13 protein-coding genes and 1 pseudogene are annotated in these 22997 nt (G+C 43.7%); 9 read left to right on the top strand and 5 right to left on the bottom strand.

Annotated elements, in window-relative coordinates:
• Positions 1–40: 40 nt before the first annotated feature.
• From ACS8FB_RS06985 to gdhA, 3 genes are all read right to left on the bottom strand, one after another.
• Positions 41–1246 (bottom strand): glycosyltransferase, encoded by a 1206-nt coding sequence (locus ACS8FB_RS06985; RefSeq protein ID WP_439261703.1) that lies wholly within the window; start codon positions 1244–1246, stop codon positions 41–43.
• 107 nt (positions 1247–1353) lie between these two features.
• Positions 1354–3126 (bottom strand): glycosyltransferase family 2 protein, encoded by a 1773-nt coding sequence (locus ACS8FB_RS06990; RefSeq protein WP_439261704.1) that lies wholly within the window; start codon positions 3124–3126, stop codon positions 1354–1356.
• Positions 3127–3835: 709 nt separating this feature from the next.
• Positions 3836–5182 carry an NADP-specific glutamate dehydrogenase gene (gene gdhA / locus ACS8FB_RS06995; protein WP_439261705.1) on the bottom strand — a complete coding sequence of 449 codons (1347 nt, stop codon included), beginning with the start codon at positions 5180–5182 and terminating at the stop codon, positions 3836–3838.
• A gap of 674 nt (positions 5183–5856) precedes the next feature.
• On the opposite strand from gdhA, the gene ACS8FB_RS07000 reads away from it, so the two are divergent.
• From ACS8FB_RS07000 to ACS8FB_RS07025, 6 genes are all read left to right on the top strand, one after another.
• Positions 5857–6219, top strand: a complete 363-nt coding sequence (locus ACS8FB_RS07000; RefSeq protein ID WP_058369317.1) for a roadblock/LC7 domain-containing protein — start codon at positions 5857–5859, stop codon at positions 6217–6219.
• Positions 6220–6268: 49 nt separating this feature from the next.
• The gene (locus ACS8FB_RS07005) at positions 6269–6763 is read left to right on the top strand and encodes a PAS domain-containing protein (protein WP_439261706.1); all 495 of its coding nucleotides are present in this window, start codon (positions 6269–6271) and stop codon (positions 6761–6763) included.
• A 3-nt stretch (positions 6764–6766) separates the two neighbouring features.
• Complete coding sequence (locus ACS8FB_RS07010) at positions 6767–7522, top strand: phosphate/phosphite/phosphonate ABC transporter substrate-binding protein (protein ID WP_439261707.1); 756 nt, start codon at positions 6767–6769, stop codon at positions 7520–7522.
• A 42-nt stretch (positions 7523–7564) separates the two neighbouring features.
• On the top strand, positions 7565–8242 hold the full coding sequence (locus ACS8FB_RS07015) for a hypothetical protein (RefSeq protein WP_439261708.1): 678 nt from the start codon (positions 7565–7567) through the stop codon (positions 8240–8242).
• A gap of 96 nt (positions 8243–8338) precedes the next feature.
• Positions 8339–8953 carry a hypothetical protein gene (locus tag ACS8FB_RS07020; protein WP_439261709.1) on the top strand — a complete coding sequence of 205 codons (615 nt, stop codon included), beginning with the start codon at positions 8339–8341 and terminating at the stop codon, positions 8951–8953.
• Between the two features lie 483 nt (positions 8954–9436).
• Positions 9437–10102 (top strand): class I SAM-dependent methyltransferase, encoded by a 666-nt coding sequence (locus tag ACS8FB_RS07025; protein ID WP_439261710.1) that lies wholly within the window; start codon positions 9437–9439, stop codon positions 10100–10102.
• Positions 10103–10242: 140 nt separating this feature from the next.
• On the opposite strand, the gene ACS8FB_RS07030 is transcribed toward ACS8FB_RS07025, so the two are convergent.
• Positions 10243–10806 (bottom strand): GNAT family N-acetyltransferase, encoded by a 564-nt coding sequence (locus tag ACS8FB_RS07030; protein WP_439261711.1) that lies wholly within the window; start codon positions 10804–10806, stop codon positions 10243–10245.
• Between the two features lie 767 nt (positions 10807–11573).
• Here ACS8FB_RS07030 and ACS8FB_RS07035 point away from each other — a divergent pair.
• From ACS8FB_RS07035 to ACS8FB_RS07045, 3 genes and pseudogenes are all read left to right on the top strand, one after another.
• Positions 11574–21500 (top strand): annotated as a pseudogene (locus ACS8FB_RS07035) (YadA-like family protein); the annotation flags it as partial.
• Between the two features lie 114 nt (positions 21501–21614).
• On the top strand, positions 21615–22070 hold the full coding sequence (locus ACS8FB_RS07040; protein ID WP_439261712.1) for an outer membrane protein assembly factor BamE: 456 nt from the start codon (positions 21615–21617) through the stop codon (positions 22068–22070).
• A gap of 194 nt (positions 22071–22264) precedes the next feature.
• Complete coding sequence (locus ACS8FB_RS07045; RefSeq protein ID WP_439261713.1) at positions 22265–22504, top strand: hypothetical protein; 240 nt, start codon at positions 22265–22267, stop codon at positions 22502–22504.
• Between the two features lie 19 nt (positions 22505–22523).
• Here ACS8FB_RS07045 and ACS8FB_RS07050 read toward each other — a convergent pair whose 3' ends face one another.
• Positions 22524–22859, bottom strand: a complete 336-nt coding sequence (locus tag ACS8FB_RS07050) for a GlpM family protein (RefSeq protein ID WP_439261714.1) — start codon at positions 22857–22859, stop codon at positions 22524–22526.
• Positions 22860–22997: the final 138 nt, after the last annotated feature.

The following is a 22997-nucleotide window of genomic DNA, read 5'->3' on the forward strand; positions in this document are numbered from 1 at the left end:
TTATAGTGGATCGACTATAGTAACTAGAGAATAAAAAGAACTAGACAAACGCCTCTTGAATGCTGTCGCTATCATCGACCGTTACTGCTTGCTCATATAAGCGCAGATAACCATCGACCATCGCAGCGACTGAACAAAACTGCTCAGCGCGAACGCGACATGCCTTGCGTGATATGTGTTTGATACCATCAAAGGCTTGAATAAAGGCATCTTTATCCATTTTGGGTACGATGACGCCTGTCTTTGGCGTGACAATCTCAGCACTTGCACCAACATCAAAACCAATCACGGGTGTACCACAAGCTAAGCTCTCAGCTAGTGTCAAGCCATAAGGCTCATCCCACGTACTGGTAAATAGCATGGCTGTGACTTGACTTAAGCGCTCATTGATTTGATCTTTACTCAGATGACCGACGTAATCGAATAAAGACTCATCGTTTTTGTCTTCTTCTAGTAGCGGTGCTACATATTCCTCAAAGTATTCCTCATTGCTTTTAGGTCCCGCAATAATAAGACGCTTACCTGCCGCTTTACAGTACTCCATTGCCAAATGCGTGCCTTTCTCAACACAAATGCGCCCGTACCAAAAATATACTTCGTCATCAATTGGGTTTGTATTGGCATTAAATGACTGCACATCGATACCATTATAGACTACATGCGACGGTACAAATTCATCAAACAGCTGCTGCTGATGACCACTAATCGCCGTAAACTGGGTTTGCGTGCCATGACGTAGCGTCAATAATGCCAAACGCAGCTGCGGAAAAATCGGTGTATGAAAGGTGGTAAAGAAGCGTGCACCAAACGTTTGACCCATTGTCATCGGTATATGGTGCAAGCTGTGGTTATGTACCACATCGATCATACCTTGTTCATCACGGCTAATAATATCGCGCATGGCTTGCTGATAAACCAAATACTGATATAGCTCTTCGCGGCTCATCCCTAACGAATCATGTTCGTTGGGATAAACCGTGTTATCAAACTCATCACGAGTCATAAATGGCACCAATGTCGCCCTCGTTTGACTATCGGTATGGGCATAAAGCAATACCTCATGACCTTGAGCCACCAACTCATCACAGATCAGTTGAGTAATCATCTCAAGACCGCCTGCATAAGGCTGTGCAATGGGATATAAAGAATGCGCGATAACCGCAATACGTAGTACGGAAGCATACTTTGGTTTTGCATCACTATCATCAGTAATATTTGTTATATCGACAGTAGGGCTAGATAGCATAACGAGTCCAACATAAGTTAAGGGGCTATAAATCGACTATGGCAGCAGACAAAATCATAGCCATCAAAATTGACAATGTCTAATGGCTAGATGTGAATAAGCTGGCGCTAAAAATTTACAGTATTATCATCTTCAAACGATTTTTTTTCGTTAAGACGGACTATGCGCGAATGAGACAGGTTTTTAGCGAAGGTATTCTTAACCGTTACAGCTTTATTAGTTGCAGAGCGCTTCTCATAACCATAATTGACTAACATGACTTTGGCCGACCATATCTTTAAAATACAAATCACTAGTGCACAGCTAAATAATAGCGGTGAGTACAGCAATGAAAATGGCGATACAATGATAGCTGTGGTTATATTTAGCATTAGTAGCGCTTTGGGCATTGCCATCAGGTTAGCAGCGTAAACGGACGTGCGTGTACGTACAAGCGCTTGCTTAGGTGTACAGATAAAAGGCTTTTTTTGACCCCAAAGCACAGGCCACCACGACAAGGCACCAAGCTCCCAAAAATTCAGATGTAACGCCCAAGCTCGAAGTCGACTGCCTAAGCTTGGTGCCACGCCATCGTCAGTTTGCTGATTAAGCGGAGCATTATCTTGCATATATGCCCATAAGCGCCTACCCAAAAATACTGCATAGCTTGCGTACACCGCATATAAAGGCATAAGCAAAGCATGAATATTGAGACTGGTACTGAACAGTAGCACACCTGTAATGATAAGTAGCGTCAACAACTGCAAGACAATAAATATCCCTGTAAAGTTCACCCATGCGCTCAGTTGTGATACATGTGCACCCATATAGGCTAGGCGCTCACTAAGTTTCTTACTTGTAGATGAGCTTGGTGTAGATGAATTTGATACCGTAGAAAAGTAAGTGTTTAGCACCTGCATATTACCGTAGATCCAACGACGACGCTGACTCATTAAATCATGTAAGGTAGTCGGTAACAGACCTGTGGCAATGACCTCAGGTATAAACCGAGTACGCAAACCGCGACCATGCATCAGCACTCCCATCTGTGCATCTTCGGTAATCGACGCACCTGACCAGCCGCCCATCGCTAGCAGCGCACGACGACGAATAACGGCATAAGTACCTGTCGATAGTGCACGCTGACGGTTAAATGAACGATACAAATGATGGTTGAAATAATGGTTTAATTCGCTATGGACATCTTCTTTTCCCGCATCACGATAAAACTGTGGAAACTGCAATAGCGCATGGTCTGGGTAACGCTCAATGGCCTTTGCAATAGATACACGCGCCTGCGGTAATGCTTGATAGTCACTATCGACTACAACCACATGACTACATTCAGGGTCCATAAGACCCAGTGCTAGGTTAAGCGCACCTGCTTTAAAGCCTGCCACCGCATCGATATGATAAAAATGCACATTGTGATGCGCATCGAGACTGGCACAAAACTGTGCCAAAGGCTCATATAAAGACGTTTGGGTATTGTTGTTATCGACAATTAAGATCTCATCGTCGTCCGCTTTGATTGCCAATAACGACTTAATAGTATCAATAACCATGTTCGCCGGCTCAGCACGAGTCATTAGCTGAAAGCTCAAACGTACTAGAGCATCCGTACTGCTCTGTTTGTTATTATTTAATGCGCCTTTATATATTCGATTATTTTTCTTATTTAAGACGGTCTCTTTATAATTATTATCTCTAAAAACATTACTGTGCTCTTCTCTTGCCTGTTTATTGATCGGTGTTTCAAAGCTATCTGTCTCAAAGCTATCTAATTTATAACCAGTTGAACGATCAATTTTTGATATATTATTCTTAGTTAAATCTAAACCAGTCGCATTTTCTTCTACGTCCCTTATACCAGTATGGCGATTGGCAGCTATTTTTTTCATACCAGCTCTCCTTCTTATATCTTTTGCTATAGCATTCCTCTTTATAGCACTCTGTCTGATGACCTCCTCACTTACAGATAACGGCGTTCTTGTAGCATAGTTTGTATTGTTAATGCTCATGTCTTGTTCCTGTGTTCACCCATCAACTTAAAAAAGATTAAGACAAAAATAGAAACGTTTCGGTCTCTATTGTTGTGGTAATGCATTTACGAGTTAGAGGGTCAACGCCTGTATATATATGTACTTAATTGACACTCAGCTTTTACTGATATATAAATTTTTCTGAGCAATATTTGTAGTTATTCTTACTATTTACTTGTATGAAGTTTTATAATAGTTGAAATAAATAGTAGAGTTTACGTATGAAATGTACATAACAACCTAGTAGTGTAACGTCACGTAATTATTGTAAAAGTCTCGCTTTATTAGCTACTTAGCGTCCATATAAACTCATTTATCGTCTTTATAGTATGGATAGTCTTGTTTGATTATTAGCTTTTATAAACGATAGTAAACGTCGTGTTGAATCTCATACGTTTGATGTTATTAAAAAATATCGTGACGACATTTAATCTGTAGAGAATCCGCTTGGCGGGTTTATTTTGTACAAAAAAATACCGCAACTATCAGACATAGTAGCGGTATCTAGATTTACTGTCGCTTAACCAAACAGAGCTGGTTTGTAGCTCAAGTTAGCTTATCTTATAAATTAGTTTAAAATGCCATACGCCACAAGGGCATCAGCGACGCGTTTAAAGCCTACGATATTGGCTCCTGCCATATAATCAATATAGCCATCATCAGTCTGACCATATTTCTCTGATGCGTCAGCTGCACAATCATGGATGTCTTTCATAATAAGCTTTAGACGCTCATCGATTTGCTCAAAACTCTTATATTGACGGACCGAGTTCTGTGACATCTCAAGCGCTGACACAGCGACTCCTCCCGCATTGGCGGCTTTTCCTGGCGCATAATGTACGCGATGTAGACAAATGTAGTCTGCTGCCTTAGCAGTCAATGGCATATTAGCGCCTTCAACAACATATTTGACGCCATTTTCGACCATAAGTTTGGCATCATCTTCATCAACCTCGTTTTGAGTCGCTGATGGTATCGCAATATCTCCTTTGATACCCCACGGCTTTTGACCCTCGAACCATTCGCCGCCATGGACATCGACATAATCAGCTAGCGGTTTGCTTTGTTCTTTCTGGTTTTTTAGCCAATTAATTTTTTCTTGATCAAAGCCTTTTTCATCATACAAAGTGCCCTTTGAGTCAGACACCGTGATTGCGATGCCTCCGAGCATACAGACTTTTTCAGCGGCATGTAGTGAGACATTGCCCGCGCCTGATATTAATACCTTTTTACCTTTAATATCTTCATTTTGCGCTGTGAGCATATTTTCTAAGAAGTAGACAGCACCATAGCCTGTGGCTTCTGTACGCATTAAGCTACCACCAAAACCCACACCTTTACCAGTCAACACGCCGCCATGCTCATGAGTCAGATTTTTGTACATTGCAAACATGTAGCTCACTTCACGCCCCCCAACACCAATATCACCAGCTGGTACGTCAACGTCTTTATTTACATAGTGATGCAGCTCACGCATAAAGGCATAACAAAACCGGCGAATCTCGCTATCTGATTTTCCTTTAGGATCAAAGTCCGAACCACCTTTACCGCCGCCCATAGGCAAACCAGTTAAAGCATTTTTGAAAATTTGTTCAAAGCCCAAGAACTTCAACACGGATTGGTTGACAGTAGGATGGAACCGTACGCCACCTTTATAAGGGCCTAAGGCATTACTAAACTGTACCCGCCAGCCACGATTGACTTGAACCTCACCTTTGTCGTTCTCCCAATTGATACGAAAAGCGATAACACGATCAGGCTCTACTAGGCGCTCAAATATTTTGAATTTTTCGTATTGAGGATGAGCATCATATAAAGGGGTAATGGTAAGAGCAACTTCCTTAACCGCTTGAATAAATTCAGGTTGATGGGCGTAGCGTGATTCGATTTTTTCGATGACCTGACTAATACTCATATATCTTCCTTAACTATAGAACGTGTGGTCGTGCTGAATTACATCCCTACCATGTCGTCTTTAAAAGACGATCATATTGTAGATACTGATGCAGGATTGGCTTTTTTACAGTAAATAAAAGGCTAGCGGATTTAATAACCCATAAGTTGAGCAACCGATAGGCGTTATGACATTGATAGATTAGATCTACTACATATTATTTTGAGACTACGGTTTGAAAATACTGATTGTGCATAGATAGGATAGATATGACAAAGACAGTAATTATAGTGCGCAGCATATGCGGTCAGAACGATAGATTGCTTGATAGCTCTTATTTAATTTACCTTGCTACTGAAAAAAGTCAATCCCGTATTGCAATATAAATGCTACCAATTATGAATGACTATAATTTTAAACCCACCTGTCACCATATAACTCTTTGATTCTTATATCATATTAAAACAGATAACGGTATCAGCGGTATCAAAAACAAAACAAAAGGTAAAAAAACCGGCTTAATTCTAATAATTCTATATCAATATAAAGAGTATGGGTTTATAATAATCCACATTGCTAGTAGGGTATTATAATCGTTTACCTGAATACATCGTTTACCCGAGTACAAGACTCCTTTTTAACTTTACCAACGAATGGCATATGACCATTTAACTATAAGGGATTGTGAGATATCTATGCGTACAGATACGTTCCAACAAATACTAGAAGACCTTAATAGCTCATCAGCAGATGTCGAAGCGTCTGCTCTAATCTCAAATGATGGCTTGATGATAGCGTCAGCGTTACCGACAGGCATCGATGAAGACCGCGTTGGTGCTATGTCGGCTGCGCTTTTATCACTAGGTGATCGTGCCGGTCGCGAGTTGGCTCGGGGCAGTATTGACCGAATTATGATTCAAGGTGAAAAAGGCTATGTAATCACCACTTCATCAGGTGATGAAGCAGTCCTTACGATCATGGCCAAGCCAAATGCCAAACTGGGATTGATTTTTTTGGATATTAAGCGTGCATCAGAAGCACTAGCAAAGCTCATCTAAACAGACTTAGATAACCAAGAATTTAGAACAGTAAATATAGGAAATACTTATGGGCTCTCCACTTTTAGATGCTGCAAAGCCTGACATGCCAGCTAAAGAAGTTAGCATAACCTATCATGACGGTGTCTCACGCACGATTTATGATTCGGGGATCGAGCGTCCCTACCCTGATGGTAAGCTTATCGTCTCACGTACTGACTTGGATGGTCATCTTACCCATGTAAACGATGCTTTCGTCGAAATCAGTGGCTATACGATAGATGAGCTGATCGGTCAACAGCACTATATCTTGCGCCACCCTGATATGCCAAGTGCCGCCTACCAAGACTTATGGCAGACGGTAAAATCAGGACAAAAATGGCACGGCTACGTCAAAAACCTGTGCAAAGATGGTAGCCACTATTGGGTGTATGCAACGGTCGTTCCTAACATACGCCGCGGACAGACCGTCGGTTATACCTCTGTACGCCGTCAGCCGTCACGTCGCAAGATAGAAGCCGCGATCACGCAATATGCTCAAATGAAACAGAATGAGGAAGGTTAAACCATGAACGAAAAAACCTATAACCTATTAATCGCTCCTGATTTTTCGCCTGATCATTTTGCAGGCTGGCACATGTTTAATACCTTGATTCAAAAGCGTGCTGACATTCACTTGCATCTCAATACGCCCACCTCTCATGCTGAGCAAGAAGAGATGGTCAATGCTGGTAACATACATATTATCTATGCCAACCCCTTTGACGCTGCTGCTTTGATTCGCGAAAAAGGCTATCGCGCCATTGCGCGTCCCATCGGCAAATCAGATGAAATGGTGATTGCAGCGTCCGCCAATAGTGATATTAAGTGCTTAGAGGATTTGACCAAAGGCGCGTCTGTCGCTATGGCAGACAACCGTGATGTAAAGCTTATCGGTCTGCGCTTATTAGAAGCAGTAGATTTAGAAGAGTCTGATCTTATCTGGGAGGTAACCGAAAACTATCAAGCGGCAGCAAGGCAGGTCATCAAAGGTGACGCTCAAGTGGCGTTTTTCTTAGCAGAAATCTTTCACAGCTTCTCACGTTTGACTAAAGCACAACTGTCAGTGCTGATCGAAAGTGATCTGGCAGATATTAGCCATATATTACTGATTAAAGATGACTTCGCTGATGCACAGGCTTTGAGTCAGGCGTTACTGACCTTTCATCAAGATGATAGCGGTAAAGAAGCACTGACCGAGCTTGGTATGCCACAAGGATTTGAAGCAATGAGTGAAGAAGATGGCGAGTTTATGTTAGATCTGATGGAAACCTTGCTCGATTAAGCGTCAAAACCTAACATTCCTTTTTATATTTAGGACACCGTCATGGCTGATTTATCTGCAACTGAAGACTCGTCGTTGTATAAAGATAGCGAGATGACTGCACGTCATACGTATCGTTATTATGCGCGAAAGATCTTTATCGATCCTAGCAACCGCTACTATCACGAACAGCGTATTAATGCTGCGTTGCTACTTAACGAAAAAGAACCGCTACAAGGCGCGGTCGCCGACTTTTTCTTTGGCTGTTGGTATGACATTCCTTACGATGTCAAAGATATCTTTGCCCGTATTCAAGGTCGCCTGCATCCGCAGATAGAACACGCCTTTCATAACTGTATTAACAAGCTCGATTACATCAAGTATAGCAGTGAGTTTGCAACGCGCTGGAGCGTGCTGGTGACACCATCGTTAAACGTACAAACCCATCGTCTACGCATCAGTAGCGACGATGCAAAAGAAATCGCCAAAAACATTACCACTGAGCTTATGAGTGCGCGTGCTGCTGAAGATTGGCATACAATTGAACAAGTTGAACGTGAGTTTTTTGCGCACTGCTTGGCCTGTAATGATCGTTTGGCTTTTTCCATCGTTTGGTTTGGTTTGGGCAAAAGCGATTGGCAGTTTGATGAGCGCTGGTGTGATTGCCAACAGCAATTAGAACAAACTGGCTCTACCGTCCTAAAAAATACGCAAAACTTAGACACTCAATCAAGCGTGTAGCGGTTACTTACCCAACAGTTACCTGCCGCATTGAGCATTGCTGTAGCCACTTACTACTTATTCATTTTTACTTATTCTGTCAACGAGAACGTTTTTATGTCCATTTTTGATAATGCTGACAAAACCTATATTACTCTGACTCCTGCTGGTGTATTCGAGGCTTTTTCCCAACAGCAACCGACCGCACAGCAGCTAGCACTACAAGCGCTCCTATCATATCGCGAGACGATGCTGGTCGCAGGATGGTTAGAGGAGTACTCAGAGCGATGGCTAAATAGCTTCGTTGAGCAAGGGTTTATCGAAAAGCTATCTACCTTTTTGCCCGCACCTAACTTACCACTTGATCAGTTTTTGCCGTATGTGGTCGCAAGCTTGTCTGGCAAGCGCCGTGCTGCTATCGCCTCAGATGAAGGATTTTGCCTAGCGCGCATTGGTTATAGTCAAGAAGAAGCAGATATGCTGAGCGTAGCAGCTGCGGATTTTTCTGGATTTATGCTACGCCAAAAGCAGCGCGGCTGGGCGATTGAAAGCCAAGCGATATCGTTCTTTCAGCAAGTAGATTTATTAATACCTGAGACCAGCTTTGTATTTTTGTGGATCGATGGTGGCGGCTACGCTCTCATTATCGATGGCGAACCACTGACTAACAATCGCGCCTTTGTGGAACTCATCTGGGGAATCAAAACCTCTGGGCTACGATTTGATAACTAAAGCCTTTTATCTCAAAAAACGTCAATGCAAGGGATAACTTTGTATTGAAAACCTCCTGTATTAAAGCAATCGCGCACCTATCTATTTACCAACTCCAACCTAAGTGAACGCTTATAGCCCATTCACTCTAAAAGCCAGACAGTGCTGCTTACTGTAATAAATTTTTGCAGCCTCTGTCATGCTTGCGAACGCAAACAAGAAAAACTTAAGCTCTTACCATATGTCTTATAGAAGACTCCTTTTGATAGCAGGCTCCTTTTAAAAAACTAGCAACATCAGTAAGACTAGTAATATTAATGACCTGCGAAATAACAATAACTCACCAAGCTATCAGGCATAATATTATCTAGTTAATTTTAAATTAGTTAAACCCTACCTCTTTATACAAGCTGTGATTCAGTTTTTCCTACCATTTTTATCCAACTCCCGCCAGTGGCAACCTCTGCCAACCCTTGCACTCTTGCTCATTTTTTAGGACAGTTTATGACTTCGCTTACTACTGTGCGCGTGCGTTATCAAACGATTGAAATTGGCAACACCGATATTCACATTTGTACTTTACGCGACAATCAACAATTCAGTGACCCTGATGATGAGGCGCTCAATTTAGGTATTTGCTCGGCATCTTGGCCGCTGTTCGGGGTGATATGGCCGTCAAGCTTGGTGCTGGCTAATCATATGCTCGATTATGATATCGCGGGCAAGCGTATATTGGAGGTCGGCTGCGGGATGGCACTATCCAGCTTACTACTTAATCATCGGCATGCGGACATTACCGCGACGGACTATCATCCGACGGTCGAGTACTTCCTTGATCGCAATACCACGCTCAATAATAATAAAGAGATTAACTTTGAGCGCTTAGATTGGGCAGAAGACAATAGTCATCTTGGACGCTTCGATATGATCATCGGTAGCGACCTACTCTACGAAGATCAGCATATCGATATATTGGCCGCATTTATTGAGCGCCATGCTAGCCCTAAATGTGAAGTCATCATCGTTGATCCAGGTCGCGGACGCAAAAATAAACTTACAGCAAAAATGATTGAGTCAGGGTTTAGTAGTCAACATATAAAACCTGAAGATACCACTTATTTGGATCTACCGTTTAAAGGGCATATTTTGACGTTTTCTCGAAATGGTTAAGCTTTTTGAAAGATTTTGAAAAAACTGACTTAAAATTATAAAGTTACTTTATTAAATTTCTAACAAAAATGTTTCTAAAGTGTAAACAATATTTCTACTAACCAATATGGTTTGTGTTTTTCACCTTTAGAGTTTGTTCATCAACTATTAATAGCTTCTTGCCATTCCTGCTGCGTAATCTTATATAAGACATGCTCAGCTAGAGGATGGCTAGGATCAAGCATGGGGTGATCAAAGTTGTCTTGTGTATTACTCATACTAATGCGCTGCATAATTAGCTGTGAGTGCGTGTTAACAACGGCAGTAAAGGCAACGACCTCATCAAGCTCTAATTCCTCAAATGCAAACCTCAATGAAGCCCGCGCCGCTTCTGTAGCATAACCCTGCTCCCAATAATCCTTATGCAGTCGCCAACCAATCTCCACACTGGGCGCAAAAGGCATGTCAGCATGTGCTTCATTTAAGCCAACCATCCCAATAAAAGCATCGCTCTCTTTTAGACACACTGCCCAAAACCCCCAGCCATTATCTTCAATAAGCTGCTGGCATTTATGGGCTATTGCATCGCTGAGTGTGGGCGTTAAGAGCTTGGGAAAGTATTTCATAACCTCAGGATCTGCATTCATCTTAGCAAACACGGCCAAATCACTTGGTTGCCATTGCCTAAGAACAAGCCGTTCTGTTGTTAGCACTCTTTGCCTCATGATATTTTGCCTGCTTCATTCAATGTATAACTTTACTGACGTGTAGTACATTCTGCACTATTGATATGTTCTACCATTATACTCTAAATCATACGCCTGATTATCAGTCTCCCATTACAATATCGTATATCTATTTAAAAACTTATCTGAAACGAAATTTACATTTTAATAATTTAATTTATTGCACTTAAAATAAAACCATAAATATACTAATTTTTATGTATTATTAAGATCTTACTTTTTAATTATATTTTAATTAAAATATAATATAATAAATTTTTATATTATATTTTAATGAAATAATTAATATTCTTTAAAAATTTTATATGAAATAAACTTTAAAATAAACTGTTCTCATTTTTATAGTTATAGATTGAGTGACTAGCAGTCACTTAAGACTACCTGCACCCCTCCCTATACAGACTACTACCCTATATTAAAAAACAAAATTCTCGTCATATGTTCTATAACATTTTATATTAAATAACAACTACCATCAATATTCGTTTTAATGAATTTTTATATTCATAAAAATAAATATATAGATGAATGAATATATTCTTTTAAGTTAATATATATCCTGCTTGTTATTTTATAATTATTATTTTTATTAACTTCACTTTTATTTATTTTTGCATTAACATTAATTAAATTTTATTTAATAAACCATAAATTGGTTTTTCGTGATGTCAATTTATTGTCAGCAGGTTTTACTGTTACTAGGCAGGGTTTTGACCAATACAGGATGTTAACTTATGAATCGCAATTATAAAGTTATTTGGAATCAGTCATTAAACTGTTTTATGGCAGTCGCAGAATATGCAAAGAGCCGAGGAAAATCATCAAGTACCGTCGTAAGCTCTAACGCTGCAAATGTCTCCAATGGCACGACAACAGGAGGTGCGCACTTGTTGCGTTTAAGTGCGTTGTGTATTGGACTTGCGAGTGCTGGGTTTAGTATGCATGCGATGGCTGTCGTAGGACCTAATTCAATAGATACTGAAGTTTGTGATGCTACTAGCAATCCTAGTAACGCAGCAGATAGATCTACTGGTGATATCGCTATTGGCTGCGGTAGCGATGCTAGTGGTAGAAACAACATAGCGATAGGCGGCAACGCAATCACTAAAGTAGACGCAGGAGAAACTCAAGGCGCACAGAGCATCGCGATAGGTTATGACTCTCAAACAAAGGGCGATCAGTCTGTAGGGATAGGTGCTAATGTTCGCGCTGGCGGTAGCTCGTCTATTGCTATTGGCGGTGATGACTTAAACTCAGCATCCAGTAGAAATATAGATGGTACATCTAATAACGGTTTAAATAGTGGCGATGTCAATGAAGCCTTTAAAAAGTTTGCCGGTCGCGATTTAGTCTACACAGATGCAAACGGCGCAAACGACCCAAATATTCCAGACGTTAATAGACGTCAGTACATCGGTACAGAAACTGCAGGTCCTGCTTCTGTCGCTATTGGTGTGCAAGCGCAGTCTATTGGCGCTCTATCAACAGCGTTTGGTACTCAAGCAACATCTATTGGTGTGGGTTCTGCCGCTTTTGGGGTATCAGCTACAGCTACAAAGTCAGGTTCTGTAGCATTGGGGGCAGGTGCTCAGACCGATAATGATGCCACGTCCGAAAAAACAGTGGTTATAGGTGGCAAGACTTACAACTTTGCTGGTAGTGTGCTTGACGGTACAGAGGTCAAGACAGGTGCGCAAGTCTCTGTTGGTATGACAGGGCTTGAACGGCAAATAAAGAATGTTGCTGGTGGTAAAATTAGTGCAGACAGCACCGATGCGATTAACGGTAGTCAATTAGCGGCTACCAACTCAGCACTCGAAGCTACTAATAACAACATTGTAGGCTTAACCAATGGCTCCGTAGGCCTTGTTCGTCAAGATACTGGCACTGGTCCAATCACCGTTGGTGCTCAAACGGGCGGTACCAGCGTTGACTTTAGTAACTCAGCAGATAATGACCGTACACTAACCGGCGTAGCTGCAGGTACGGCTGACAATGATGCGGTGAACGTGGGTCAGCTAAACCAAACGGTTGCAGACAATAAAGTCAAGTACTTCAGCGTGAATTCCACAGGTGGTGGTAACGTAAACAATAACGGTGCACAAGGCACCAATGCAATAGCCATTGGTAAAGATGCTAAAGTTGCTGATGGTCATAATAGCTCTATCGCTATGGGGCTTGGGGCGAAGGTTGACAGGGGACCCGATACAGGAGCTGCGCTACCATTCGGTGCAGTTGCTATTGGTAATAAAGCATGGGCTAGGGGGACTAACTCTGTTGCCCTCGGTACTGATGCGACAACATCCGTCTTTGATAGGGGGCTTGCCATTGGTAATAAAGCTGAGTCATTAGGCTCTGATGCAACGGCGATAGGCAGCGAAGCTGTTGCAGCCTCTGTTGGGGTGGCGCTTGGCAATAAAGCTAAGGCACACAATACCCGCAGTATTGCAATTGGTGACAACGCTGTAGCGGGTGTTGTTGGTGGTGATTTTGCTGACGGTGCAAGCTCTTACGGAATTGCTATCGGTCAACGGTCAACAGTCAAGGGTGAAGCTAGTATTGCCATAGGTCGACTGGCAAACACTTCAGGTAAAGATGCATTGGCTATTGGTCGAGAATCTATTGCAGCTGCAAATGGTACTGCTATTGGCGCAGGAGCTAAAGCAAATAAAGCAGGTGGTGTTGCCATTGGTGCAGGCTCTATAGCTAATATAGAAGCAGGTATTAAAGGCTTTGACCCTTCTACGGGTGGCGCAACTACCAAAACATCAAATGTGTGGCAATCTACTCGAGCAGCTGTAGCTTTAGGAGATAGTGATAATGGAGTCACCCGTCAATTAACTGGATTGGCAGCAGGTACCAATGATTCTGATGCGGTAAACGTCGCGCAGCTCAGAGTCACCAATGACAGAGTGACCACCAACACTGATGACATCGCTGACATTAATGCTGGCCGCACCGGTATTGTTCGTCAAGACGCAGGCACAGGCGCGATTACCGTTGGCGCTCAAACGGGCGGTACTAGCGTTGACTTTACCAATTCAGCAGGTGATGACCGTCAACTAACAGGCGTTGCTGCCGGTACGGCTGACAATGATGCGGTGAACGTGGGTCAATTAAATACTACCAATAGCAATGTTGCCACCAATGCCAGCAACATCACTGATAACGATAACCGTTCTACTGGCAACTTAGCTGCCTTGGGCGGTGACGCTGCTTATGATGCGGCAACTGATACCTATACTGCCCCAACCTATACCTTGGATGACGGGACTAATACTGGCTCCAATACCACGGTCAACAACGTTGGTGGCGCTCTTAGTAATTTAGATACTCGTACCACTACGAATACCACTGATATTGCAAAGGGCTTTGATATCAGTGCGGCTGGTGGTACTAATGATAACGTTCAACTTGGTGAAAGCGTCAACTTCACAAATACCGACGGCAACCTAGTTGTGACCAATACTGTCGATAATGGCATTAACTACGACTTAGCAGAGAACATTAGTGTCACCCAAGCAACTATTGGTGATGCCACTAATAATACGGTATTGACCAGCACAGCTACTGGTTTAGATGTAGGCGGTGATAAGATCACTAACTTATCCAACGGCACTGTCGTTGCTGGATCAAGTGATGCAGTGACGGGTGATCAATTAAACACTACCAATCAAAACGTTGCAGCCAACAGAACAGATATTGATACCAACACCAGCGATATCGACGACATCAACGCTGGTCGTACCGGTATCGTCCGTCAAGATGCTGGTACAGGTGCGATCACTGTTGGTGCTGCTACTGGTGGTACCAGCGTTAACTTTACTGGCACTGATGGCGTGCGTACCTTGAGTGGCCTTGCAAATGGTAACGTTGCCACAGGTTCAACCGAAGCGGTGACTGGTGATCAGTTAAATACTACTAATACTAACGTTACTGCTAATAGAACAGACATTGATATCAACGCAGGCAACATTACCGATAACAGCAATCGTTCTACTGGCAATCTAGCTGCTCTAGGTGGCGGCGCAGCTTATAATGCAATAACTGACACTTATACTGCTCCAACCTATACCTTGGATGACGGGACTAATACTGGCTCCAATACCACGGTCAATAACGTTGGTGGCGCGCTAGGTAACTTAGATACTCGTACTACCACCAATACAGCTGACATCAATAAAGGTATTAGCTTTGGGAATGGCACGACAGACAATAATTTTGCGCTAGGCGATACTATTAACGTCACTGGTGACAGTAATATCATTTCTACTACCACCGCTGATGGCGTACAAGTTAGTTTAAATGAGAGCGTTGATCTTGGAGTAAATGGTAGCGTTAGAACAGGTAATACTACCGTCAATAGATCTGGTATTACTTTAACCGGTGGTACAAACCAAACAGTGACTCTAAGCAATGAAGGTCTTAATAACGGTGGCAATCGTATTACTAAAGTTGCCGACGGTATCGTAGCTGATGACGCGGTGAATTTCGGTCAATTAGATGCAGCAGCAGGGGCTGCTGATACCAAGACTGATGCGCTAGGCAATAGTACAGCGAGTAACCTAGGTGGCGGCGCGAACTATAACGCAGCCACTGGCGTAGTTGAAGCGCCCACTTATACCTTAAATAACGGCGATAACGATGGTAACACCACAGGCTATAACGATGTCGATAGCGCACTAGGCAACTTAGATGGTCGCACCACTGCAAACACTTCTGGTCTTGCAGATCTGGCCTCAGGTAAAACTGGTCTGGTTCGTCAAGACACAGGCACAGGCGCGATTACCGTTGGTGCTCAAACGGGTGGTACCAGCGTTGACTTCAGTAATTCAACAAATGAGAACCGTAAACTGACAGGCATTGCTGCCGGAACAGCCGACAATGATGCGGTGAACGTGAGTCAATTAAATACTACCAATAGCAATCTTGCCACTAATGCTAGCAACATCACTGATAACGATAACCGCTCAGCAGGCAACCTAGCTGCATTAGGCGGCGGCGCTGCTTATGATGCAACAACTGATACTTATACTGCTCCAACTTACACCCTAAACAACGGTAATAATGATGCGACCACCACAGACTATAACGATGTCGGTAGCGCGCTAGGTAACTTAGATACTCGTACCACTACGAATACCACTGATATTGCAAAGGGCTTTAACATCAGTGCCGACAATGGCACTCAAGACAACGTGCAGTTAGGCGAAGCGGTTAACTTTACCAATACAGATGGCAACCTAGTTGTGACCAATACTGTCGATAATGGCATTAACTACGACTTAGCAGAGAACATCAGTGTCACCCAAGCGACTATTGGTGATGCCACTAACAATACGGTATTGACCAGCACAGCTAATGGTTTAGATGTAGGCGGTGATAAAATCACTAACCTATCCAACGGCACTATTGCTGCTGGATCAAGTGATGCAGTGACGGGGGATCAATTAAACACTACCAATCAAAACGTTGCAGCCAACAGAACAGACATTGATACCAACACCAGCGATATTGACGACATCAACGCTGGTCGCACCGGTATCGTCCGCCAAGATGCTGGTACAGGTGCGATCACTGTTGGTGCTGCTACTGGTGGTACCAGCGTTAACTTTACTGGCACTGATGGCGTGCGTACCTTAAGTGGTCTTGCAAATGGTAATGTTGCTGCAAATTCTACTGAAGCGGTGACTGGTGATCAGTTAAATACTACTAATACTAACGTTACTGCTAATAGAACAGACATCGATATCAACGCAGGCAACATTACCGACAACAGCAATCGCTCTACTGGCAACCTAGCTGCATTAGGCGGCAATGCTGCTTATGATGCAGCAACTGATACCTATACTGCCCCAACCTATACCTTGGATGACGGGACTAATACTGGCTCCAATACCACGGTCAACAACGTTGGTGGCGCTCTTAGTAATTTAGATACTCGTACCACTACTAATACCGCTGATATTGATAAAGGTATTAGCGTTGGGAATGGTACGACAGATAATAACTTTGCGCTAGGCGATACTATTAATGTCACTGGTGATAGTAATATCACTTCTACTACCACCGCCGATGGCGTACAAGTTAGTTTAAATGAGAGCGTTGATCTTGGTGCAAATGGTAGCTTCACCGCCGGTAACAGTGTCTTAAACAACACCGGTCTGACCATTACGGGTGGACCGAGTATCACCAGTGCTGGTATCAATGCCGCCGGTAATAAAATAACCAACGTCGATGACGGTACGGACGCAGGCGACGCAGTGAATTTCGGTCAGCTAGAAGCATCAAGCAATGCTGCTGATACTAAGACCGATGTCTTGGGCAACAGTACAGCGAGTAACCTAGGTGGCGGCGCGAACTATAACGCAGCCACTGGCGCAGTCAGTGCTCCAAGCTATACTTTAGATGATGGGACTAATGCTAGTGTCAACACTACGGTCAATAACGTGGGCGCTGCCCTCACCAACCTTGATGGTCGTACCACTACTAACACTAGCGATATCGACGATATCAACGCTGGTCGCACCGGTATCGTCCGTCAAGATACTGGCACAGGCGCGATTACGGTTGGCGCTCAGACTGGCGGTACAAGCGTTGACTTTACTGGCAATGATGGCGTGCGTACCTTAAGTGGCCTTTCTAATGGCAACGTTGCCGCAGGTTCAACTGAAGCGGTGACTGGTGATCAATTAAACACTACTAATACCAATGTCACCGACAACAGCAATCGCTCTACTGGCAACTTAGCGGCATTGGGCGGCAATGCTGCTTATGATGCAGCAACTGATACCTATACTGCCCCAACCTATACCTTGGATGACGGTACCAATACGACTACCAATACCACGGTTAACAACGTTGGTGACGCGCTAGGTAACCTAGATATACGCACTACCACTAATACCGCTGATATTGATAAAGGTATCAGCTTTGGGAATGGTACGACAGATAATAACTTTGCGCTAGGCGATACTATTAATGTCACTGGTGACAGTAATATCACTTCTACTACCACCGCAGGCGGTGTACAAGTTACTCTGAACGATAATATTGATGTTAATAGAATCACTGCTGGTAACAGTACATTAAATAATGCTGGTGTTACCATTGTTGATGGTCCTAACAATACTGTTACCCTTAGCGGATCTGGACTCAATAACGGTAATAATAGAATTACCAACCTAGCTGATGGCATTGCACCAAATGACGCAGCAACTTTCGGTCAATTAACAGACACCAATAATATTGCAACAGGGAACTTGTCTGCCCTTGGCGGCGGTGCAACTTATAATGCTGTAACTGATACCTATACCGCGCCGACTTATACACTAGATAATGGTAGCAATATCGGTACCACCAGCGACTTTGATAACGTCGGTAGTGCACTAGGCAACCTAGATGGTCGTACCACTGCGAACACTTCTGGTCTCGCAGATCTGGCCTCAGGTAGAACTGGTCTGGTTCGTCAAGACACAGGTACAAGCGCTATCACCGTTGGCGCTCAGACTGGCGGTACAAGCGTTAACTTTACCAATGTAAGTGGCGATGCTCGTCAACTAACAGGCGTGGCAAGTGCAGGTGATATAAGTTTACCTGCCAATGCAAATACTGCGGTGAATGCTGGTGACGTGAATGCAGCGGTTACAGGCTTGACTAATGCTGGTCTAAACTTCCAAGGCGACGACGGTACATTGATCGATCGCAACCTTGGCGACACACTCAGGGTTACAGGTAGCGCAACTGATAACTTAACCACTGGCAATATCGGTGTGGTAGCAGACGGTACAGATGGTCTAAGCGTCCAGTTGGCTGAGAACATTAACCTTGGTACTGATGGTAGTGTGACGACTGGCAACACCCTAATGAACAATACAGGGCTTTTAGTTAATGATGGCGCAGGCAATGCAACCACCATCACCACCGCTGGCACAAGCGTGGTCGATGCTGATGGTAACAATGCGGGCTACACAGCAGCCGGCTCAAGCTTAAGTGATGACCAAGGCAACACCAATGTCAGCACCGCGACAGGCAATACCATCACCACTGGCAACAACGTCACTACAATAGGCGCAGGTAACATCAGTGTCAGCGGTGTTGACAACACTGACCCTGCAAACCCTGTATCCAACACCTTAGTATTAGATGGCAACACAGGACAGATCAGCGGTGTAGCTGACGCAACTGCAGCTGACCAAGCCATTAACAAAGGTCAACTAGACGCGATAGCAAGTGCAGGTAACACTAAGACAGATGCTCTAGGGAACAGCACAGCAAGCAACCTTGGCGGCGGTGCAAGCTATAACGCTGCAACAGGTGTAGTTAGCGCCCCAACCTACACCTTGGACAATGGCGCTAATACTGGCACCGATACCACGGTTAACAACGTCGGATTGGCACTTGAGAACCTAGATGGTCGCACCACGGCAAACACTTCTGGCCTCGCAGATCTGGCCTCAGGTAAAACTGGTCTGGTTCGTCAAGACACAGGCACAGGCGCGATCACCGTTGGTGCTCAAACGGGCGGTACAAGCGTTAACTTTACCAATGTAGGTGGTGATGCTCGTCAGTTAACAGGTGTGGCTGATGGCACCAATGCCACAGACGCTGTGAATAAAGGTCAGTTAGACGCTATTACTGGCAACATAAGTGCAAGTGGCGTTCAGTATGATCGTAATAATGACAATACAGTAAACTACGATAGAGTTAGCTTTGACGGTACACAGGCTGTTATTGGCAAAGATGATAGTGATAACGATATCGTCGTCAGTGGTGGCACGACGCTTACCAACGTTGCCAATGGTGTCAATGCTTCCGATGCAGTCAATAAAGGTCAGCTCGACAGCGCTACCAAAGTTAAAGTCTTTGATAGCAGCGGGGACGAAGTGACCATTAATGTCGCTGAGCAAGTCGCTAACACTTCTGTAGATAATGATAATTTAGATTCATTGTTCTTAACTTACGATAAAACAGGCCAAGAAGTCACAGACCGCCTAACCATTGGTCAAACCGTACAAAAGATGAACACTGAAGGCGTAAAATTTGCTCACACCAATGCTAGAGATAATGGTGCAGGTGGCGTCGGCATTACCAACGACTCAAGTGCCGGCGGCTTTGATTCAACAGCCATTGGTGTCAATGCCATTATCAAAGAAGGCGCTGATAGCACGGTTGCTCTAGGGCACGACACCGAAGCGACAGAGACGGCTAAAGACTCTGTGGTCATTGGTAAAGGCTCAAAAGTATCAGGCGCCTCCTCTGTTGCCATCGGTGATAACGCTCAAGCCAACGGCACGCAGTCCATTAGTATCGGTACAGGTAACATCGTAAATGGCGATAACTCTGGTGCCTTTGGTGATCCAAGTACGATCAATGGTAATAACAGTTACTCAGTGGGTAATAACAATACGATTAACAGTGATGATACTTTCGTAATCGGTAACGGCATTACAGCAAACCAAAATGGCTCAGTAGTACTAGGTCTTGGCTCTGCAGCTACAACAGGTACTGGTATTGTAGGATTTGGCGCCGCTAGTAATGCCGCTATTGCTGCCACAACCAGCACTACAGGCGCAATTGCTGTAGGCGATGCGGCTAATGACGTATATCGTCAAGTCACTGGTGTTGCCGCTGGTACTGCAGACTCTGACGCCGTCAACGTCTCGCAGCTAAAAGCAGTCAGTGACGCACTTGGTGATAGCAATGCATCTCTCAATAATGCAGCGGTTCAGTATGACAAAAACCCAGATGATACGGTCAATAAAGGCAGCATCACGTTAGGTGGCGGTGCTGAAGGTACCACGATTACTAACGTAGCCAATGGGGTTCAAGCATCAGATGCTGTTAATAAAGGTCAGTTAGATAATCTTGGTAGCGGCGTCGCCGGCATTATCGGCGGCGATGCTAGCTATGATGCTGATGGCAACCTCACTGCTAATAACATCGGCGGTACTGGTCAAGGTAACATTAGTGACGCCATCGCTGCTGTTAACCAAGGCAACGCGCAGGCCAACGAAGATATCCAAGCCAATAACGAGCAGATCACAGACAATACTGGTCGTCTTGACGCAGGTATCAGCTTTGGCGCGGATAACGGTGACAATATCAGTCAGAGCATCGGCGGTAACAATGGCAGCATTCAATTTGAAGGCGGCAATAACATTACCACCAGTACTGCTAACGGTGATATTCAAATTGGCCTAGATGGCAACATCGAAGTCGACAGCGTCACTACTGGCAACACAGTGGTTAGTGACAATGGCGTCACGATCAAAGATGGTCCTAGCATGACAACTGAAGGCTTTAATGCCGCCAACACTGTCATCACTGGAGTTGAAGCTGGCAGAGTTGCAGCGGACAGTACTGATGCGGTTAACGGTGGTCAGCTACATGCTCTTGATAAAAAGCTTGGCGATAGCGTCAACGCCCTAGGCTACAGAATTGGTGAAGTCGAAGATGATGCCAATGCTGGTATCTCAGCGGCGATGGCAATGTCTTCATTGCCACAAGCGTATATCCCAGGTAAGTCGATGGTCGGCGGCGGTATCGCCTCGTACAATGGCGAAAGCGCAGTGGCCGTTGGTGTGTCTAAAGTGTCTGACAACGGTCGCTGGGTAATTAAAGTGAATGGTACAGCGGATACACAAGGGAATGCTGGCGGTGCCATTGGTGCAGGCTTCCATTTCTAGTACAAGCACCTTACCTCATGGCAGCGTTTGTCTATAGATAGCTTTTATAAATAGATAAACGTTGTCAAATGACACACAACATATATTAAGGAATGGATCATGAAAAAATCTGCTTACCGTTACGGCTTGTTAGCCACTACTGCTCTACTATTTGCTATGACTGGCTGTACCCAAAAAAACATAACGCCAACGTGGCATTTGACCCCTGGTGCTCAGCACGGCTCTGTTGATACCGATGACTTGGTGTTCCCAGATCCAAACAAAGCGTGGCAAAAAGGCGGTAGTATCGTCAGTCAGGACGATGTTGCCAAAATCAAGGTGGGTACTACTAAAGATGAAATCTATAAACTAATTGGCACCCCTCATTTTAGTGAGGGCTTTAACGCTCGTGAATGGGATTATATCCTCAAATTTTACAGTACTGATGACAGAGTCGAAACGTGTCAATATAAGATCATCTTTGACGACAGTTATGAAGGTCGTCTACGTGATGATGAATTCGTCGCTACTGAGTTTTATTGGCTACCAGCCTCTTGTGCTAAGTATGGACATTAATTCGTTGATTCAATGAACGGTCTAAGTTAACTAAAAAGCAAGGCAGCTACTGTCTTGCTTTTTTGTATGGAAGCATAAAAAATTACGTTACAAAACGTATTCATCGTACCCTACCTTATGGTATTTCACCTTATATTCGGCTAAAATCATATATTAACATTACCGAATATAAACAAATATACAAGTAGAAAGCTATGATAAATACGGGCGACACACTACTCTGTACGGCTGGCAATACCTTTTTTGCAACAGGTAATACCTATGTTGTAGGCGACTTTGTGAATGAAAAGTATTTTCAAGTGCTTACAGGGTATAACGATGAGCATTGGTATGCGACACTAAATAATGAAAAAATATACGTGCACTTTGATTCTGCTACTGCTGCCTATGACGACGCTTGGTTTGATTGCATGAATAAAAAAAGAAGCGCTTAACGTACTGATTCATTCTTTGTTATATTTGCAGATGTTGCCATGCAAATACCAAAATAGCAGCAGCGATTAACCAGCCTGCAATACCTAGTAATAACGCCTTATACAGCCCAATGTGGCTAAAACTAAAAAACACAATCAGCGTATAAATAAGATGCGGTATCACACCTAGCATACTAAATATCAGTGCAACCTTAAAATCTGTAGCACTACGCTGAGTACTGACTAAAAAATGACTGATCAAAGTAAAAGTCGGAAAAAGTGGCGCAAGTGCAGCCAAATAAAAAAAACGACTTTGAGCGAACAGTTGAATCAATAATACCACCAACGCGCCAACAAGCATTTTTAGCCAAATCATAATGGGTTATCTCCTGTTGGACTCAAACTAGCTACGCTCTTATCGATTTTTAGCTATCATTAAACACTTAATGAATGTGCCTAGCTTATGAAAAATCATGAAGCTTAAGTCGTAAAACTTAAGTCACTTAAACACAGG

Origin of the sequence: Psychrobacter sp. 1U1 (assembly GCF_051847535.1) — a bacterium.
Lineage (GTDB): Bacteria > Pseudomonadota > Gammaproteobacteria > Pseudomonadales > Moraxellaceae > Psychrobacter > Psychrobacter saeujeotis.

What these genes read in the sequence shown, in the direction of transcription:
- ACS8FB_RS06985 (WP_439261703.1), bottom strand. Translation starts at nt 1,246, where the DNA reads ATGCTATCTAGCCCTACTGTCGATATAACAAATATTACTGATGATAGT.
- ACS8FB_RS06990 (WP_439261704.1), bottom strand. Translation starts at nt 3,126, where the DNA reads ATGAAAAAAATAGCTGCCAATCGCCATACTGGTATAAGGGACGTAGAA.
- gdhA (WP_439261705.1), bottom strand. Translation starts at nt 5,182, where the DNA reads ATGAGTATTAGTCAGGTCATCGAAAAAATCGAATCACGCTACGCCCAT.
- ACS8FB_RS07000 (WP_058369317.1), top strand. Translation starts at nt 5,857, where the DNA reads ATGCGTACAGATACGTTCCAACAAATACTAGAAGACCTTAATAGCTCA.
- ACS8FB_RS07005 (WP_439261706.1), top strand. Translation starts at nt 6,269, where the DNA reads ATGGGCTCTCCACTTTTAGATGCTGCAAAGCCTGACATGCCAGCTAAA.
- ACS8FB_RS07010 (WP_439261707.1), top strand. Translation starts at nt 6,767, where the DNA reads ATGAACGAAAAAACCTATAACCTATTAATCGCTCCTGATTTTTCGCCT.
- ACS8FB_RS07015 (WP_439261708.1), top strand. Translation starts at nt 7,565, where the DNA reads ATGGCTGATTTATCTGCAACTGAAGACTCGTCGTTGTATAAAGATAGC.
- ACS8FB_RS07020 (WP_439261709.1), top strand. Translation starts at nt 8,339, where the DNA reads ATGTCCATTTTTGATAATGCTGACAAAACCTATATTACTCTGACTCCT.
- ACS8FB_RS07025 (WP_439261710.1), top strand. Translation starts at nt 9,437, where the DNA reads ATGACTTCGCTTACTACTGTGCGCGTGCGTTATCAAACGATTGAAATT.
- ACS8FB_RS07030 (WP_439261711.1), bottom strand. Translation starts at nt 10,806, where the DNA reads ATGAGGCAAAGAGTGCTAACAACAGAACGGCTTGTTCTTAGGCAATGG.
- ACS8FB_RS07040 (WP_439261712.1), top strand. Translation starts at nt 21,615, where the DNA reads ATGAAAAAATCTGCTTACCGTTACGGCTTGTTAGCCACTACTGCTCTA.
- ACS8FB_RS07045 (WP_439261713.1), top strand. Translation starts at nt 22,265, where the DNA reads ATGATAAATACGGGCGACACACTACTCTGTACGGCTGGCAATACCTTT.
- ACS8FB_RS07050 (WP_439261714.1), bottom strand. Translation starts at nt 22,859, where the DNA reads ATGATTTGGCTAAAAATGCTTGTTGGCGCGTTGGTGGTATTATTGATT.